At 58.5% G+C, this 14,678-nt stretch carries 16 protein-coding genes and 1 pseudogene; 12 read left to right on the forward strand and 5 right to left on the reverse strand.

All coding sequences use genetic code 11. The features are described from left to right. Positions 1-81: 81 nt before the first annotated feature. The 4 genes and pseudogenes from fliF (at position 82) to fliP (ending at position 3,279) form a co-directional block, all read left to right on the forward strand. Positions 82-1,672: pseudogene (gene fliF, locus GOV88_RS10020) on the forward strand (flagellar basal-body MS-ring/collar protein FliF). Beyond that, positions 1,672-2,268: an ABC transporter ATP-binding protein gene (locus GOV88_RS10025; RefSeq protein ID WP_171240325.1), complete on the forward strand. Its 597-nt coding sequence runs from the start codon at positions 1,672-1,674 to the stop codon at positions 2,266-2,268. The pseudogene fliF and the gene GOV88_RS10025 overlap by 1 nt, the downstream one beginning before the upstream one ends. Further along, positions 2,261-2,548 (forward strand): FliM/FliN family flagellar motor C-terminal domain-containing protein, encoded by a 288-nt coding sequence (locus GOV88_RS10030; RefSeq protein ID WP_171240326.1) that lies wholly within the window; start codon positions 2,261-2,263, stop codon positions 2,546-2,548. The genes GOV88_RS10025 and GOV88_RS10030 overlap by 8 nt, the downstream gene beginning before the upstream one ends. After that, on the forward strand, positions 2,548-3,279 hold the full coding sequence (gene fliP / locus GOV88_RS10035; RefSeq protein WP_171240327.1) for a flagellar type III secretion system pore protein FliP: 732 nt from the start codon (positions 2,548-2,550) through the stop codon (positions 3,277-3,279). The genes GOV88_RS10030 and fliP overlap by 1 nt, the downstream gene beginning before the upstream one ends. Before the next feature lie 4 nt (positions 3,280-3,283). On the opposite strand, the gene GOV88_RS10040 is transcribed toward fliP, so the two are convergent. Together GOV88_RS10040 and GOV88_RS10045 are read right to left on the reverse strand one after the other, a co-directional pair. Beyond that, the gene (locus GOV88_RS10040) at positions 3,284-4,726 is read right to left on the reverse strand and encodes a HAMP domain-containing sensor histidine kinase (RefSeq protein ID WP_171240328.1); all 1,443 of its coding nucleotides are present in this window, start codon (positions 4,724-4,726) and stop codon (positions 3,284-3,286) included. Further along, complete coding sequence (locus tag GOV88_RS10045) at positions 4,723-5,457, reverse strand: response regulator transcription factor (RefSeq protein ID WP_171123016.1); 735 nt, start codon at positions 5,455-5,457, stop codon at positions 4,723-4,725. Before GOV88_RS10045 ends, GOV88_RS10040 begins: the two co-directional genes overlap by 4 nt. Before the next feature lie 217 nt (positions 5,458-5,674). Between GOV88_RS10045 and GOV88_RS10050 the strand changes: the two genes are divergently transcribed. The 4 genes from GOV88_RS10050 to GOV88_RS10065 are packed head-to-tail and all read left to right on the forward strand — an operon-like array spanning position 5,675 to position 9,846. Beyond that, entirely contained in the window at positions 5,675-6,919 is a 1,245-nt protein-coding gene (locus tag GOV88_RS10050) for an ABC transporter substrate-binding protein (RefSeq protein WP_171240329.1), read from the forward strand. A 58-nt stretch (positions 6,920-6,977) separates the two neighbouring features. Next, the gene (locus tag GOV88_RS10055) at positions 6,978-7,850 is read left to right on the forward strand and encodes a carbohydrate ABC transporter permease (RefSeq protein WP_170387762.1); all 873 of its coding nucleotides are present in this window, start codon (positions 6,978-6,980) and stop codon (positions 7,848-7,850) included. Further along, positions 7,843-8,748 carry a carbohydrate ABC transporter permease gene (locus GOV88_RS10060; protein ID WP_171124147.1) on the forward strand — a complete coding sequence of 302 codons (906 nt, stop codon included), beginning with the start codon at positions 7,843-7,845 and terminating at the stop codon, positions 8,746-8,748. Before GOV88_RS10055 ends, GOV88_RS10060 begins: the two co-directional genes overlap by 8 nt. Positions 8,749-8,751: 3 nt before the next feature. Further along, positions 8,752-9,846, forward strand: a complete 1,095-nt coding sequence (locus GOV88_RS10065) for an ABC transporter ATP-binding protein (RefSeq protein ID WP_171123009.1) — start codon at positions 8,752-8,754, stop codon at positions 9,844-9,846. 56 nt (positions 9,847-9,902) lie between these two features. On the opposite strand, the gene GOV88_RS10070 is transcribed toward GOV88_RS10065, so the two are convergent. Both GOV88_RS10070 and GOV88_RS10075 read right to left on the reverse strand, forming a co-directional pair. Beyond that, a complete protein-coding gene (locus GOV88_RS10070) occupies positions 9,903-10,511 on the reverse strand; it encodes a phospholipid-binding protein MlaC (RefSeq protein ID WP_171124150.1) in 609 nt (202 codons plus the stop codon). After that, the gene (locus tag GOV88_RS10075; protein ID WP_171240382.1) at positions 10,501-11,271 is read right to left on the reverse strand and encodes a VacJ family lipoprotein; all 771 of its coding nucleotides are present in this window, start codon (positions 11,269-11,271) and stop codon (positions 10,501-10,503) included. The genes GOV88_RS10070 and GOV88_RS10075 overlap by 11 nt, the downstream gene beginning before the upstream one ends. Positions 11,272-11,614: 343 nt before the next feature. Here GOV88_RS10075 and GOV88_RS10080 point away from each other — a divergent pair, with 343 nt between their 5' ends. Genes GOV88_RS10080 through GOV88_RS10095 form a run of 4 tightly spaced genes read left to right on the forward strand, consistent with a single transcriptional unit; the run spans position 11,615 to position 14,357 of the window. Continuing rightward, positions 11,615-12,070, forward strand: coding sequence for a RidA family protein (locus GOV88_RS10080; RefSeq protein ID WP_171123005.1), 456 nt, complete (start codon positions 11,615-11,617; stop codon positions 12,068-12,070). After that, positions 12,067-12,834, forward strand: a complete 768-nt coding sequence (locus tag GOV88_RS10085; RefSeq protein WP_171240330.1) for a glycerophosphodiester phosphodiesterase family protein — start codon at positions 12,067-12,069, stop codon at positions 12,832-12,834. The genes GOV88_RS10080 and GOV88_RS10085 overlap by 4 nt, the downstream gene beginning before the upstream one ends. Positions 12,835-12,879: 45 nt before the next feature. Then, entirely contained in the window at positions 12,880-14,067 is a 1,188-nt protein-coding gene (locus GOV88_RS10090; protein ID WP_171240331.1) for a GNAT family N-acetyltransferase, read from the forward strand. Beyond that, positions 14,064-14,357 carry a 4a-hydroxytetrahydrobiopterin dehydratase gene (locus GOV88_RS10095; protein WP_170387748.1) on the forward strand — a complete coding sequence of 98 codons (294 nt, stop codon included), beginning with the start codon at positions 14,064-14,066 and terminating at the stop codon, positions 14,355-14,357. The genes GOV88_RS10090 and GOV88_RS10095 overlap by 4 nt, the downstream gene beginning before the upstream one ends. On the opposite strand, the gene GOV88_RS10100 is transcribed toward GOV88_RS10095, so the two are convergent. Continuing rightward, complete coding sequence (locus GOV88_RS10100; RefSeq protein WP_171122999.1) at positions 14,354-14,665, reverse strand: hypothetical protein; 312 nt, start codon at positions 14,663-14,665, stop codon at positions 14,354-14,356. The genes GOV88_RS10095 and GOV88_RS10100 overlap by 4 nt on opposite strands. Positions 14,666-14,678 lie beyond the last annotated feature (13 nt).

Raw genomic sequence — 14,678 nt, forward strand, 5'->3', positions numbered from 1 at the left:
GGCAGGGACTAACCGATTGTTAAGGGCAATCGTCCAAACAAGGGATGCGCCGGGCAGAATGTCGGCGAGTCGGAGGTGAGCGTGCAGCAGATCGGAACTGTCTGGGCTAGTTTGGACAGGCGTAAACAAATCATCCTTGCCGGTGCGGTTGTGCTGGTGTTTTTGGGCGTCCTTGCGATGTCGCGATTGGTGACGGCACCGTCGATGACCTTGCTCTATGCCGGGCTGGAAAGTGGCGCGGCGGGAGATATCGTCCGATCGCTGGAACAGCGTGGCGTTCCCTACGAGATTCGGGGCGGCTCGATCTATGTGCCGGGGTCGCAGCGGGACGAACTGCGCATGACACTGGCGAGCGAAGGTTTGCCCGCCAACGGAACGCAGGGGTACGAGCTTCTGGATTCGCTTAGCGGTTTTGGCACGACGTCGCAGATGTTCGATGCTGCTTATTGGCGTGCAAAAGAAGGTGAGCTGGCCCGGACCATCGTTGGCAGCCCGCATATCAGTCAGGCGCGTGTGCATATCGCGAATGGATCAACCAATCCGTTTCAACGCAGCATCGCGCCGACGGCGTCGGTCTATGTGGTGTCTTCAGGGGCGGAAATTACAGCGGATCAGGCCAAGGCGATCCGGTTTCTTGTTGCCTCGGCCGTCAGCGGGCTTGCGCCCGAGAATGTGGCGGTAATCGATTCCAGCGGGGCCGTGATTGGCGCGCAGGATAATGCTGTTGCCTCGGACACGGCTGATGAAAAGTCGCGCCAGTTGCGCGAGCGGGTCTTGCGCCTTGTCGAAGCTCGAGTCGGGGCCGGAAACGCGGTTGTTGAGGTCAGCGTTGATACCGTGACCAAAACGGAATCCATACGCGAACGTCGGTTTGATCCCAACGGTCGGGTCGCGATCAGCACGGATGTCGAGGAACGCTCGGACAGTGCGCGGAACCAATCGGCGGATGTAACGGTGGCGTCGAACCTGCCGGATGGCGATGGCGCGGGCGGTGATGAGTCGAACTCGAACGCGACGCAAACGCGCGAACGTGTGAACTATGAGGTTTCAGAGACAGAGCTTGAGGTTCACAATGCACCGGGGGCGGTCAAAAGACTGACTGTCGCCGTTCTGGTGAACGGAACTCGAGCGGTGGATGCCGCTGGGGTGGAACGCTTCGAACCGATGCCGCAGGCTGAACTTGCCGCGCTTGAGGAATTGGTGGCCTCAGCGGTTGGTTTCGACGCCGAACGCGGGGACGTGATTACCTTAAAAGTCCCTGAACCTCCCGGTGGTTGAACCACAGGGGACCTTGGCGTCTGCTTCGATCTGGCAAAAAGTGCATTTGGACGCGATGTCGTTAATTCAGATGGTGGTTCTGGCGTTTGTCGCTCTGGTTTTGGGCCTGTTCGTGATCCGCCCAATCCTAACGAAACCGAGCGAAGCGACCTCCTTGTTGCCTGCGTCCCAGCCGACCGAGCCAGATGCTGCCCTGACCGGCGAGATTGCGACCAGGGACAACGGCAATTTCGCTCCGCTTGAGGCGCAGGCACCCGCAGGCAACGTACCAGCACTTGCTCCGTCAACCGGCGCTGATCCGGTGGAGCGGCTGCGGGCGATGATCGGCGACAAGCAGGAAGAGACTGTCGAAATCCTGCGCAGTTGGCTTGAGGAAGAGGAGGAGCGGGTCTGATGTCAATTGCTCACCTTCTGGAAGATTTCACCCTGCAGGCTGGAACAGGAAAGGTGCATCTCCTGGATGACGACGCGCTGGAAGAAATGCGGCTGGCTGCGTTTGAAGCAGGCTACAGCGCAGGATGGGAAGACGCGCTTCAGGCGCGGGAACAGGACCGTGGCGAGGCGTCTGCAACTCTGGCCAAATCACTTGAGGATATGTCCTTCACATATCACGAAGCGATTGCACGGATGTCCACGTCGTTGGAGCCGATGTTCCAGAGTCTAATGCGAACCGTTTTGCCCGAATCACTGGATCGGGGTTTTGCGGCCCGGCTGGTCGAACAGTTGACCGAAATGGCGCGTGATCACATCGGGCAGCCCATGCAGGCCTTTGTGCCCGAAGGGTGCGCGCCCAAGTTGGAGAGCATGGTGCCAGAGAGTCTGTCCTCCGAGACCCAGGTGATTGAAGACCCGGCATTGGAGCCCGGTCAAGCGCGCTTGCAGGTCGGTGTATTCCAACGTGAGGTAGATTGCAGCGCCCTGCTTGCAACGATCTCAGGCGCATTCGACGCGTATGTTTTTGAGGCAAAAAAGGCATTGAGCCATGAGTGACGACCAAATCCCAAAACCTGAAAAGTCCAGTCCCTTCGACTCTGTCCCGATCGAGGTCACGGTCTCGGTCGGGCGCGCGCGTCCCCTGATCCGGGATTTGCTGAACATGGGTGAGAATGCGGTGCTAACCTTGGACAAGCGGATCGAAGACCCGGTCGATCTGTATGTTGGCGATCACTTGGTGGCGCGCGGACTGTTGGAAGAGATGGATGGCGATCAGGCGGGTCAGCTAGCCGTGAGGTTGACCGAGATTGCGGACTTGCAGAACGGGATCGGTTGATGCGCTTGCTGCTTTGGGTGGCCGTGGCCGCTGTATCTTTGATGCCCTCGCTGGCGGCGGCGCAAGAGCTGTCGCTCTCGCTGGGAGAGGGCGGCTCGATCTCGGCGCGGACCATCCAGTTGATCCTTCTGATCACAGTGCTGAGCCTTGCGCCCGGACTGGCGATCATGATCACGTGCTTTCCTTTTCTGATCACGGTTCTGGCTATCCTGCGGCAAGGTATCGGATTGCAGCAATCTCCGCCCAATATGCTGATCGTTAGCCTGGCGCTGTTTCTCACCTATTTCATTATGGAGCCGGTCTTTACCGAAGCCTGGACAACCGGCATTCGCCCAATGATCGACGAAACAATGGATGTGGAACCGGCGCTTGAGCGCGCCCTGCAGCCATTTCGAAGCTTTATGGCGGCTTGGCTAGATCCGGATACATTTCATGCGATGGCCGCCCTGCGTCCTGAGGGGGAGGCGATTGCCTTGTCGCCCCAAGCGCCGCTTTCGATTCTGATGCCGTCTTTCATGTTGTCTGAAATTGCTCGGGCATTTCAGATTGGTTTTCTGATCTTCCTGCCCTTCCTGATCATCGACCTGGTTGTAGCTGCGGTACTGATGTCTATGGGCATGATGATGGTGCCACCAGCGACAGTATCGCTGCCGTTTAAGTTGGCATTCTTTGTTATCGCGGATGGCTGGTCCCTGATCGCAGGTGCGTTGGTGCGCAGCTATATGACCTGACCTGTTATTGCCGGGTGATCTGCAGGCACGCGCGCAGGCCCCTGTCGCCGGCCTCGAAACTCAGCGCGCCTCCGTGTTGTTCTGCAACTGTCGCGGCAATCGTCAGACCCAGCCCGAAACCATCGGACGATCCCGTATTCGATCCACGCCGAAACGGGGTCATCAAATCTTCGATATCCGAAACGGACAGATCGGTGCCCTTATCCTGAATTGTGATGGTTGCGGTGCGCGCATCCGTTTCCAGTTGCACCTCGGCATGGCGACCATATTTCAGGGCGTTGTCAATCAGGTTGGTCAAGGCGCGTTTCAGGGAAATCGGTCGCCCCATGACCAGCATACGCCGTGTCTCGGGCAGGCTGCCTTGTCCCCGGCGGGACATGAAGACCGAAGGCGCGCCCTGCACCGCCACCGGATCGACCTTTTGCAAGGTAACCGGCAGATCCATGTCCTGATAATCAGCGACGACCGCTTCGACCAAAGCGGTCAGTGAAATCTGGCGCGGCTCTTCAACGCTGAGTTCAGACCGCGTGTAGGTCAGGACGCTTTCGATCATCCCCGTCATCTGATCCACATCCGCCTCGAGCTTTTCGCGCAGCTCGTCATCCGGGATCAGGGCGGCCCTAAGCCGGACACGGGTTGCCGGCGTTCCAAGGTCATGACTGACCCCGGACAGAACTGTTGCACGTTTTTCCAGTTGCGCGCGTTCCGCTTCGAGATGTGCGTTTACGGCCGATACGATGTCCTGCAGTTCAGCGGGGCCGCTCGTGTCATAACTGTCCGGACCGCCGCGCCGCTGGCGCTCTCGCAAAGCGTGGGAAAAACGTGTGAACGTATCCGACGCGTTCCCGACCGACGTCATGATCACCGCCAGCGCGACAACGCACAACAGGATTGCCGGCAATCTCAGGTCAGCAGGCGCGGCCCGGCATCCCCAGATATTCGTTCCATCCACCTGGTACCATGGCCCCCGTCCGAATTGCGCGAACACGATGGGCTCACTGCAATAAGTCGCCAGCAGTTTGGTCAGGTTGCCCATCTTTTCGGGGCCGGTCTGATCGCTGCCGGAAACGATATCGGACACCGGATAGACCAACCGGTCAGACAGGACGGCCAGCGTCAGTTCCCGTCCACTCAGTGGGGACGAACTGTCGGTCAGGATGGACAGGTTGGTCACGAACCGGCGGTCGGAAAAACCCGGAACGCGGTTGAACTCACCTCTCTCTGCAAGCGTTGCATTGTCAGGCGACAAAGGTGTGATGGAAAACTCAGGGGAGGAGACCATTCCGGTGCGCAGGTCCTCATAGATCGTAAAACCGGCAACAAACGAACGCATCTGGAACTGGGTCCAGGCGCGGGATGACGCGAACCACAGGCTAGCGCAGAGCACTCCTACGGCAAATGCTGATACCGCCCAGATCCAGCCGAGGTTGCGCAGGCGCAACGTCATTCCTCTTGCACCGAAACATCTGCGGCGAACACGTATCCAACGCCGCGCTCAGTGCGCAGCATCTGCGGGTCCTTCGGATTGGCTTCGATCTTTGACCGCAAGCGACCAACCAGCATGTCGATGGCCCGTCCTTGCGCTTCTGGCTTGTCTGAGTCGCCGGTTACGTCCAGCGCGGTAACGATTTCGTCGCGCTTCAGTGGAATATGCGGATTGGCCAGCAAAACCTTCAGCAGCGCCGTTTCACGTTGCGACAGCGCGACCAGATAACCCTCGGGTGAGTGCACCTCATCCCGTTTACCGTCATAGAGCCACCCGTCGAACCGGAAGCTACGAGTCCGGCGGCGGTAGGCCAGAGAAGGCGTCCGGCGCGCCCGTTGCATTACTGCGCGCACGCGGGCCAGCAGTAGTTGAGGATTGAACGGCTTGGCGATGTAGTCATCGGCCCCAACCTCGTACCCCGCCATGCGTTGGTGATCTGCCGACAAAGCGGATACCAGAATGATCGGCACGTCCTGTTCGGCACGCAGCCGGGAACAGATTTCAACACCGTTCTCATCGCCCAGCATGACGTCCAGCAGAATAAGGTCGATGCGGCCCGCATTCAGGTGTGCGCGAATTTCAGCCTCGGAACTGGCGGGCAGGGCGATAAAGCCGTTTTGCTGCAGGAACTGGGTCATCATTGACCGCATGTCCGGGTCGTCATCGACCACCAACAGCCGCGGAATGCTCACAGTATTCGTCCTCCCGTGCTCTGCCTCCTGGCGTCATCAATTGTAACGAACGGAAACAGATTCAATGTCAACGTAACACGCTGTAACAGAAGCGGTGAATATTTGGACCATCGCAGCGGCTTGACGCGGATTTCACGTTGCCAGACGGCACCCGAACACCAGTATGGCCGTTATCGCTGCTGCGGCAGCCTGTAAGTTCTCAGGGAGGAGACAGAAAATGAAGCGTTTTGCATTTGCCACTGTATCGACGATGGCGGTTTTGACCGGATCGTCGGTGCTGGCGGGCCCCGAAGCCGAAGTTCTGCATTGGTGGACGTCGGGCGGTGAGGCCAAGTCGGTAGCCGTTCTGCAGGAAGAGTTCGCCTCGAATGGCGGCACCTGGACCGACATGCCGGTCGCTGGTGGCGGCGGTGATGCTGCAATGACAGCCCTGCGTGCCCGTGTTCTGGCCGGGAACGCGCCGACCGCTGTTCAGTTGAAAGGCCCGGCGATTCAGGAATGGTATGAAGAAGGCGTTCTGGCCGATATCTCATCCGTTGCCGAAGCCGAAGGCTGGGCCGATGTTCTGCCGGCCTCGATCGCGGGTCATATGATGTGCGAAGGCACATGGTGTGCCGCGCCTGTGAACGTCCACCGCGTGGACTGGATCTGGGCCAATGCGGATGTCCTGGCCGCCAATGGCATCGAGATGCCGACCACGTGGGACGAGTTCAACGCGGCTGCCGTCAAGCTGATGGATGCCGGAGTAATTCCGCTGGCTCATGGTGGTCAGTCCTGGCAGGACGCGACCGTGTTCGAAGCTGTACTGCTGGGCATCGGCGGACCGGAATTCTACCAAAAGGCGCTGGTTGATCTGGACCCCGAGGCGCTGACCTCGGACACAATGGTGCAGGTGTTTGACCAGATGCGGACCTTGCGCGGTTATGTGGACGAAAACTTCTCGGGACGTGACTGGAACCTGGCGACAGCCATGGTGATGAACGGCGAAGCGGCCTTTCAGATCATGGGTGACTGGGCCAAGGGTGAGTTCTTGGCGGCTGGCAAAAAGCCGGGTGAGGACTTCCTGTGCGCGTCGACGCCCGGTGATGGCTATCTGTACAATGTCGACAGCTTTGCCATGTTCGACGTGGATGGAGATGACAAGAAGGCCGGGCAGGATCTGCTGGCCAAGCTGATCGTCGCGCCGAACTTCCAGAAAGTGTTCAACCTGAACAAAGGTTCGATCCCGGCACGGACCGACGTGGCGCTGGATGACTTTGACATCTGCGCAAACCTGTCGGCCGAAGACATGGGCTCGACCTCGGCCAGCGGTTCGCTGCTGCCGTCCTATGCTCATGGCATGGCATTGCGTGGGTCGCAGTCTGGTGCGATTACCGATGTTGTAACCGCGCATTTCAACTCGGAAATGTCCTCGGCTGACGCGGTTCAGCAACTGGCGGACGCAGTGGCAAACAGCTACTGATCCAATACGCTCTGCCCCCTATACTGACGGGGCAGAGCATCTTTCCCCGGAGGAAAAAATGTCCGAATGGCTGGAAAACCACCTGCCCAAGGTGGTGCTGGCACCGTCGTTCATTGCCGTGTTGATCTTTGTCTACGGCTTTATCGGATGGACGGCTTGGGTGTCGCTAACCCGATCGAAACTGCTGCCGAAATACGAGATCAAGGGCTTCATCCAGTATGAACGCCTGTTCGACTCGCCCCGCTGGGATACGGCAATTAACAACCTGTATATCTTTGGCGCGCTGTTCATCGTGATCGCGATGGTGCTGGGCCTGTTGCTGGCGATCCTACTGGATCAGAAGATCCGTGTCGAAGGGGCGATCCGCACGATCTACCTGTACCCGATGGCGCTGTCGATGATCGTGACCGGCACGGCGTGGAAGTGGATTTTGAATCCGGGGTTGGGCATCGAATCCATGGTGCAGGGCTGGGGGTTCACAAACTTCGAGTTTGACTGGCTAGTGAACCCCGACTACGCCATCTACACCATCGTCATGGCCGCGATCTGGCAAAGCTCGGGCTTCGTCATGGCGCTGTTTCTGGCCGGGCTACGGTCCGTGGATGGTGAGATCATCAAGGCCGCGCAGGTCGATGGTATCCCCACATGGCGCATTTATACGGCGATCATCATCCCCTCGATGGCCCCGATTTTCCTGTCGGCCTTCATCGTGCTGGCCCACCTTGCGATCAAAAGCTTTGACCTTGTCATCGCCTTGACAGGTGGTGGTCCGGGTTACGCGACCGATCTGCCGGCAACCTACATGTACGCCATGGCGTTTTCGCGCGGTGATATCGGTCAGGCGGCCTCTTCCGCGATGATCATGATGCTGGTCGTCTTTGCCATCGTCGTTCCCTATCTTTACTCAGAACTGAGGGCGAAAAATGACTGATCTGTCGATGCCCCAATCCCAAACCGAACCCCGTAGCCAAAGTGCCGCTGGCAAGATTGCCCTGCGATGGTTGCTCTATGTCCTGCTGGGCCTGTTTGCGCTGTATTACCTGATGCCGCTGTTCGTGATGTTGACCACATCGCTGAAAAGCCTTGAGGAAATCCGCACCGGGTCCCTGATATCCTTACCGCGCGAGGTCAGCTTTGATGCCTGGAAAACCGCATGGTCCGGTGCCTGTACCGGTATTCAGTGCGAGGGCTTGCGGCCTTATTTCTGGAACTCGGTCCTGATCGCGGTGCCTGCTGTGGCGATCTCGACCCTGCTGGGCGCGCTGAATGGTTATGTCGTCGCTCAGTGGCGGTTCAAAGGCGCGAACATCATCTTCTCGCTCATGCTGTTTGGCTGCTTCATCCCGTTTCAGGTGGTTTTGCTGCCCATGGCGCGTTTGCTGGGCATGATGGGGATCGCCGGGACCATTCCGGGCCTGATCTTTGTCCACGTCATCTACGGTTTGGGCTTCACCACGCTGTTTTTCCGCAACTACTATGTCACCATCCCGGCCGAGCTGACTAAGGCCGCGCGTGTCGATGGGGCCGGGTTCCTGCGGATTTTCTGGTCGATCTTCCTGCCGCTGTCGCTGCCGATCATCGTTGTGACCGTGATCTGGCAGTTCACGCAGATTTGGAACGACTTCCTGTTCGGCGTGTCGTTCAGCCAGGCGGGCACGCAGCCCGTGACCGTAGCTCTGAATAACATCGTAAACTCCACCACCGGCGTCAAAGAATACAACGTCGACATGGCCGCCGCGATCATCGCAGGGCTGCCGACGCTGCTCGTCTATGTCGTTGCCGGTAAGTATTTCATCCGCGGTCTGACCGCCGGTTCTGTGAAAGGATAAATCATGGCTCCGATCCTCGATATCCAAAATCTGTATAAAAATTACGGCGCGACCGAGATTCTAAAGGACATCAACATCTCGATCGAGCCGGGTGATTTCCTGGTTCTGGTCGGCCCCTCGGGGTGCGGCAAGTCCACCCTGCTGAACTGTATCGCAGGGCTGGAGGAGATCACCGGCGGCACCTTGTCCATTGGTGGCAATGACATGACCCATGTCAGCCCCAAGGACCGCGACATCGCGATGGTTTTCCAGTCGTATGCGCTTTACCCGACCATGACTGTCGCCAAGAACATCACGTTCGGCATGAAAGTGCGCGGGGTGGATCAGGCGACGCAGGATGCCAAGCTGAAAGAAGTCGCGCAGCTTTTGCAGATCGAGCCTCTGTTGAACCGCCGCCCCAGCCAGTTGTCAGGTGGGCAGCGACAGCGTGTTGCGATGGGCCGGGCGCTAGTGCGCGATCCCAAGCTGTTCCTGTTTGACGAGCCGCTGTCGAACCTCGACGCCAAGCTGCGGGTCGAGATGCGGACCGAGATCAAGAAACTGCATCAGACGCTGGATGCGTCGATCGTTTACGTGACCCATGACCAGATTGAGGCGATGACGCTGGCGACCAAGATCGTCGTGCTGAAAGGCGGGGTGGTTCAGCAAATCGGCACCCCCGCCGAGATCTACAACAACCCGGCCAACCTGTTTGTGGCCGATTTCATGGGTTCGCCCGCGATGAACCTGATCCCGGCGCAGGCGCGGAAGAATGGCTCGGGCACCCAGATCGCCATCGCGCGCGACGGCGGTGAACTGGTGCTGAATGATGCACGTGATTTGTCGCTGCCGCAGGATGTGATTCTGGGCCTGCGCCCCGAAGACATCGCCGAGGCGGGGTTCCGTGCAGGTGATGGCGTGCAAGAGGCCGAGTGTCTGGTCGATATGGTCGAACCGGCGGGGGCCGATACCTATGTGGTTTCGGAACTGGGCGGCAAACAGGTCACGGCACGTCTGCACGCGGAAACCCGTGCGCAGGCTGGCAAAAAGTTGAACCTTGCCTTTGACATGAGCAAGGTGTCCTACTTTGCCAAGGAAACTGGCGAACGGCTGAATTAAAACAAAAGCGCCGCGCGGTCAGGGATCGGGCGGCGTCATTCCGAGTGTGAGGCGGATCAGCTCACCTTGTTCCGGTTCATGTCCTTGATCAGGCGGTTCAGGTCACCACCGCGGGCATCCAGCATGGCCCCGACCTCGGTCCGTTCGGTCAGCAGCATATTCACGCCTTCGATGAACATGTTGAAGAACTTGTCACGCCCCGACTTGTCGGAAACAAGGAAGGTCACTTCAAACGGCGACGATCCCTGTAGCTTGACTGAGGTGCGAACCTCGTACCCGGCCTTGATTTTGCGGGCATTGCGCACGGTGACCTGACCGCCGATGAATTCGCGGAAACGGCGACCGTATTTGTTCGAGATATAGCCCTGAAATGCGCTGGTAAATTGCTTCAGTTGCGCAGGGCTGGCGGACCGGCCATCGGCCCCAAGCACATAGCGCGCCATGATTGGCACGTCCGCATATTTCACGAAGATTTTCTCAAAATCGCGGATCATCGCTTTTTCGGATTTACCCGAGGCGATCACGCGGTTGATTTCATCCACGACACTGACAACCAACGCCTTGGCGCTGGCTTCGGTCTGGGCAAAAGCAGGAAGGGCGGTCATCAGCGCACCAGCCAAGCCGGTGGCGATAAAGTGGCGTCGGTTCAGATGGTTACTCGGCATAGGGGTCCTCGTAGGGGTCTAGGTAGGGGTCCCTGACAGGGTCGGTCCCGGTTTCGGCGTAGGGATCGTCATACAGACCCAAATAGGCCTCTTCATCGTCCCTTGCCAGTTCAAAGCGCCGGTTTTGCAGGTAGATGGTCTGTGCCTGTCTGTAACTGTCAGCGCTTTCGTACAGGATTGAATCAATCGTATCCGAGAACCGGCCCCGATCCCCCATGCGGCGTACAACCTCGGCGTAGACACCGATATTGTCGACGGGGCGAACGGGGGTAAAGTTGATGGGGTTCGAGAACAGATTGACGATCACGCCGATCGAATCCCGCTGGGTTGACGGGCCATAGAACGGCAGTTCCACATAGGCGCCTTCGCCGACACCCCAGACGTGCAGGGTTTCGCCGAAGTCCGTATCCACCGGCGGCAGATTCAATTCGCTGGCAGGATCGGATAGGCCCGCGCCGCCGACGGTTGTGTTGATCACGAACCGCAGAAGGGCATTCCCGGATTGCTTGAGATTGCCTTGCAGCAGGTAATCCAGCGCCTGCCCCGGCATCGTCAGGTTTTCGGCGAAATGGTTGAAACTGGTGACCATCGGATCCGGAACGATCTTGACGTATCCCTTCGAGGCCGGGCGGAACAGGAACCGGTCAACGCCCAGATTGAACTTGTGGATGCCCCGATTGGCATTTTCATAGGGGTCGAAAGTTTCCCCCGGAGGCGTTCCTTCGGGTGGGCGTGTGGCACATGCACCAAGAACTGCCATAAGGGACAGGACGATCACGGGCTTTAAGCGAATTCTGCTCAACACGGTTTTTGCCACTCCAACATGCTCGGATGCGATACAGCCGAACGCTTAATCAATACTGGTTCTGGCCGCGCATTGACGGCTCAATTTGATGACACATAGGTGTTTCACAAAGACATTGAAACAGCCAGCGTTTAACCCGCACGAAGGGTCAAGGTAAAGTGACCAGAGAGGAACACTCTGGAATAAGAGAAGTTATGCTTAGTGCGCCTGCAACCCCAAAACCGCCGGTTTCGTGCTTTTCCAAATCCCTGAACCCGGTTAGCGTCCACCCGAGTCGAATTTAGGTGAGGATCATCACATGAGCATCGCAGCAAAACTGGAAAGCCTGGGCGTCACTTTGCCGGACGCGCCTGCTCCGGCCGCCAACTACGTCCCTTTCGTGCGTATCGGGAACATTGTCTATGTCTCGGGCCAGATTTCCAAGGATGACGACCTGATTACCGGTAAGCTTGGCGATGACATGGATGTCGAGGCCGGAGCCGCCGCGGCGAAGGTCTGCGCGATCAACCTGTTGGCACAGGTCAAGGCGGCCTGCGGTGGGGATATCGACAAGCTGGTGCGCGTGATCAAGCTGACCGGGTTCGTGAATTCGACCGCAGATTTCACTGCGCAGCCGCAGGTGATCAACGGCGCATCCGACTTTTTGGTCGAGGCGCTGGGCGAAGCGGGCCGCCATTCACGCTCGGCCGTCAGTGCTGCGTCGTTGCCGCTGGGCGTGGCGGTCGAGATCGAAGGTATCTTCGAGATCGCATGACGTCTGCTTTACCAGCCGCGTTCCTGCAGGCCCCGATCGCGCATCGGGCCTTGCATGACATCTCGGACAACCGCCCGGAAAACAGCCGGGCGGCCATTCGCGCAGCGATTCAGGCCGGATATGGAATCGAGATCGACCTGCAACTGACAGCAGACGATCGGGCCGTGGTGTTCCACGACTATGACTTGGCGCGTTTGACCGGCCAATCGGGTCCGATCCGTCAGGTTTCGTCGGCTGAGGCCTCGAAGCTGCCATTGTTGTTTGGCGATGACGGCATTCCAGCACTGGACGAGGTGTTGGACATCGTCGCGGGCCAGGTTCCTCTTTTGATCGAACTCAAGGATCAGGATGGTGCCATGGGCCCTAATGTCGGCCCGTTGGAGCACGACACCGTCCGCGCTTTGCAGGGCTATGACGGCCCTGTGGCGCTGATGTCGTTCAACCCCAATTCGGTGGCGGAACTGGCGCGTATCGCTCCGCATCTGCCGCGTGGGATCACAACCTGCGCCTATGAACCGAAGGTAGAGCTGTTGCCGCAGAATGTTTGCGACCATCTGCGTGGCATTCCGGATTTCGACCGGGTCGGAGCCAGCTTTATCAGCCACGAAGCCGCCGACCTGGCGCGCCCCCGCGTATCCGAACTGAAGGCGCAGGGCGTTCCGATCCTGTGCTGGACCATCCGCACGCCCGAACAAGAGGCAGAGGCCCGCAAGGTTGCGGATAATGTGACCTTCGAGGGGTATTTGGCCGCTCATCCGGGTTGAACCTAACCCCGTCCGTCACAGATAAAGATCAGACGCGGAGGGCACATGGATCAGGCACAGATTGAGGTTCGGGTACTGAATTCACTCGCGCAGATTCCTGCGGCTGAGTGGGACAGTTGCGCTTGCCCCGAAGCCTTGGACGGGGGTCGTCCGGTTGATCCTTTCACCACGCATCGGTTTCTGCTGGCATTGGAAGAAAGCGGTTCGGTCGGGCGCGGCACCGGCTGGCAGCCGCAGTATCTGACCGCCTATCTTGACGGGATGCTGATCGGAGCGGCGCCGATGTATGCCAAGTCGCATTCTCAGGGCGAGTACATCTTCGATCACAACTGGGCACATGCCTATGAAAACGCGGGCGGGCGCTATTACCCCAAGCTGCAGATCGCGGTACCCTTTACACCTGCAACGGGGCGGCGGTTTCTGGTTCGGCCGGGCTATGAAGGGGTAGGTATGTCCGCTCTGGTTCAAGGGGCGGTACAACTGGCGGCAGACAATCACGTGTCCTCAATTCACGCGACCTTCTGCACCGAGGCGGAGGCCGCCGCGGGCGAAGAAATGGGTCTAATGGTTCGCCATTCACAGCAGTTTCACTGGTTGAATGACGAGTATGACGATTTCGACGGGTTTCTGGCCGCGTTATCGTCGCGCAAGCGCAAGAATATCCGAAAGGAACGTGCGCAGGCTTGCAGTTTTGGAGGCCAGATCCATACCCTAAGCGGCGATGACCTGCGGCCTGAACATTGGGACGCGTTCTGGCGGTTCTATCAGGACACGGGCTCACGTAAGTGGGGAATGCCATATCTGACGCGGCAATTCTTTGATATTGCAAACGAAACCATGGCGGATGACATGGCCTTGGTGCTGGCCGAACGCGAAGGGTATCCGATTGCGGGCGCGTTGAATTTCATCGGGCGTGAGACACTGTTTGGCCGCTATTGGGGGTGCGTTGAACACCATGCCTGCCTGCATTTCGAACTGTGCTATTATAGGGCGATCGACTTCGCCATTTCACAGGGCTTGGCGCGGGTCGAAGCCGGTGCACAGGGGGAACATAAACTGGCGCGCGGCTATCTGCCTACGCGCACGCATAGTCTGCACTGGGTGAATGACCCCGGCTTTGCCGATGCGATCAAGAAATATCTGGACGCCGAGGCCCACGCAGTGGGAGAAGAGATCGAGATTCTAACGGATTACGGCCCGTTCAGAAAATCGAACCCGGAGGAACAGCAATGACCGAACTATTGTCGACCGAGACCCGCGGCCCCCTTCTGGACCCGCTGTTCAAGAACGGCTGGACCATGGTCAAGGACCGGGATGCGATTACAAAAACCTTCATTTTCGAAGATTTCGTCCATGCGTTTGGTTGGATGACGCAGGTGGCGATTTTTGCTGAAAAGTGGAACCATCACCCTGAATGGTTCAATGTCTACCGCACGGTCGAAGTGACGCTTTCAACGCATGACGTCGGCGGGCTGTCGTCGCTTGACGCAAAACTTGCCCGCAAGATGGATAGCCTGGCCTAACCGCGATCCCCGCGTGAGCCCATGCCTCCGGCAAGGCTGGCGACTTCACCCAGACGCCTGAATTCGGCAGGGGTAACCGTGCCGTCGCTGACATCAATATTGCCGGGTATTCCGGTTCGACGGTTCCCGACCATGCGCACGGATCTGGCGGCAGGGTTGATCTCGAGGCAACGCGACTCATAACAGGTCAGGCCGCTAGTGCTGATCTGGATTTGTTGTTGGCCGTCGGGACCTGTGACCACGGGTGCTTGTGGCACATCGCAGGCCGCAAGCACGCCAAGAACACCCAGAGTAAACCATTTGTTCATTGCACGCTCCTGT

Origin of the sequence: Ruegeria sp. HKCCA5491 (assembly GCF_013034565.1) — a bacterium.
Taxonomy (GTDB): domain Bacteria; phylum Pseudomonadota; class Alphaproteobacteria; order Rhodobacterales; family Rhodobacteraceae; genus Ruegeria.

What these genes read in the sequence shown, in the direction of transcription:
- GOV88_RS10025 (WP_171240325.1), top strand. Translation starts at nt 1,672, where the DNA reads ATGTCAATTGCTCACCTTCTGGAAGATTTCACCCTGCAGGCTGGAACA.
- GOV88_RS10030 (WP_171240326.1), top strand. Translation starts at nt 2,261, where the DNA reads ATGAGTGACGACCAAATCCCAAAACCTGAAAAGTCCAGTCCCTTCGAC.
- fliP (WP_171240327.1), top strand. Translation starts at nt 2,548, where the DNA reads ATGCGCTTGCTGCTTTGGGTGGCCGTGGCCGCTGTATCTTTGATGCCC.
- GOV88_RS10040 (WP_171240328.1), bottom strand. Translation starts at nt 4,726, where the DNA reads ATGACGTTGCGCCTGCGCAACCTCGGCTGGATCTGGGCGGTATCAGCA.
- GOV88_RS10050 (WP_171240329.1), top strand. Translation starts at nt 5,675, where the DNA reads ATGAAGCGTTTTGCATTTGCCACTGTATCGACGATGGCGGTTTTGACC.
- GOV88_RS10055 (WP_170387762.1), top strand. Translation starts at nt 6,978, where the DNA reads ATGTCCGAATGGCTGGAAAACCACCTGCCCAAGGTGGTGCTGGCACCG.
- GOV88_RS10060 (WP_171124147.1), top strand. Translation starts at nt 7,843, where the DNA reads ATGACTGATCTGTCGATGCCCCAATCCCAAACCGAACCCCGTAGCCAA.
- GOV88_RS10065 (WP_171123009.1), top strand. Translation starts at nt 8,752, where the DNA reads ATGGCTCCGATCCTCGATATCCAAAATCTGTATAAAAATTACGGCGCG.
- GOV88_RS10070 (WP_171124150.1), bottom strand. Translation starts at nt 10,511, where the DNA reads ATGCCGAGTAACCATCTGAACCGACGCCACTTTATCGCCACCGGCTTG.
- GOV88_RS10075 (WP_171240382.1), bottom strand. Translation starts at nt 11,271, where the DNA reads ATGGCAGTTCTTGGTGCATGTGCCACACGCCCACCCGAAGGAACGCCT.
- GOV88_RS10080 (WP_171123005.1), top strand. Translation starts at nt 11,615, where the DNA reads ATGAGCATCGCAGCAAAACTGGAAAGCCTGGGCGTCACTTTGCCGGAC.
- GOV88_RS10085 (WP_171240330.1), top strand. Translation starts at nt 12,067, where the DNA reads ATGACGTCTGCTTTACCAGCCGCGTTCCTGCAGGCCCCGATCGCGCAT.
- GOV88_RS10090 (WP_171240331.1), top strand. Translation starts at nt 12,880, where the DNA reads ATGGATCAGGCACAGATTGAGGTTCGGGTACTGAATTCACTCGCGCAG.
- GOV88_RS10095 (WP_170387748.1), top strand. Translation starts at nt 14,064, where the DNA reads ATGACCGAACTATTGTCGACCGAGACCCGCGGCCCCCTTCTGGACCCG.
- GOV88_RS10100 (WP_171122999.1), bottom strand. Translation starts at nt 14,665, where the DNA reads ATGAACAAATGGTTTACTCTGGGTGTTCTTGGCGTGCTTGCGGCCTGC.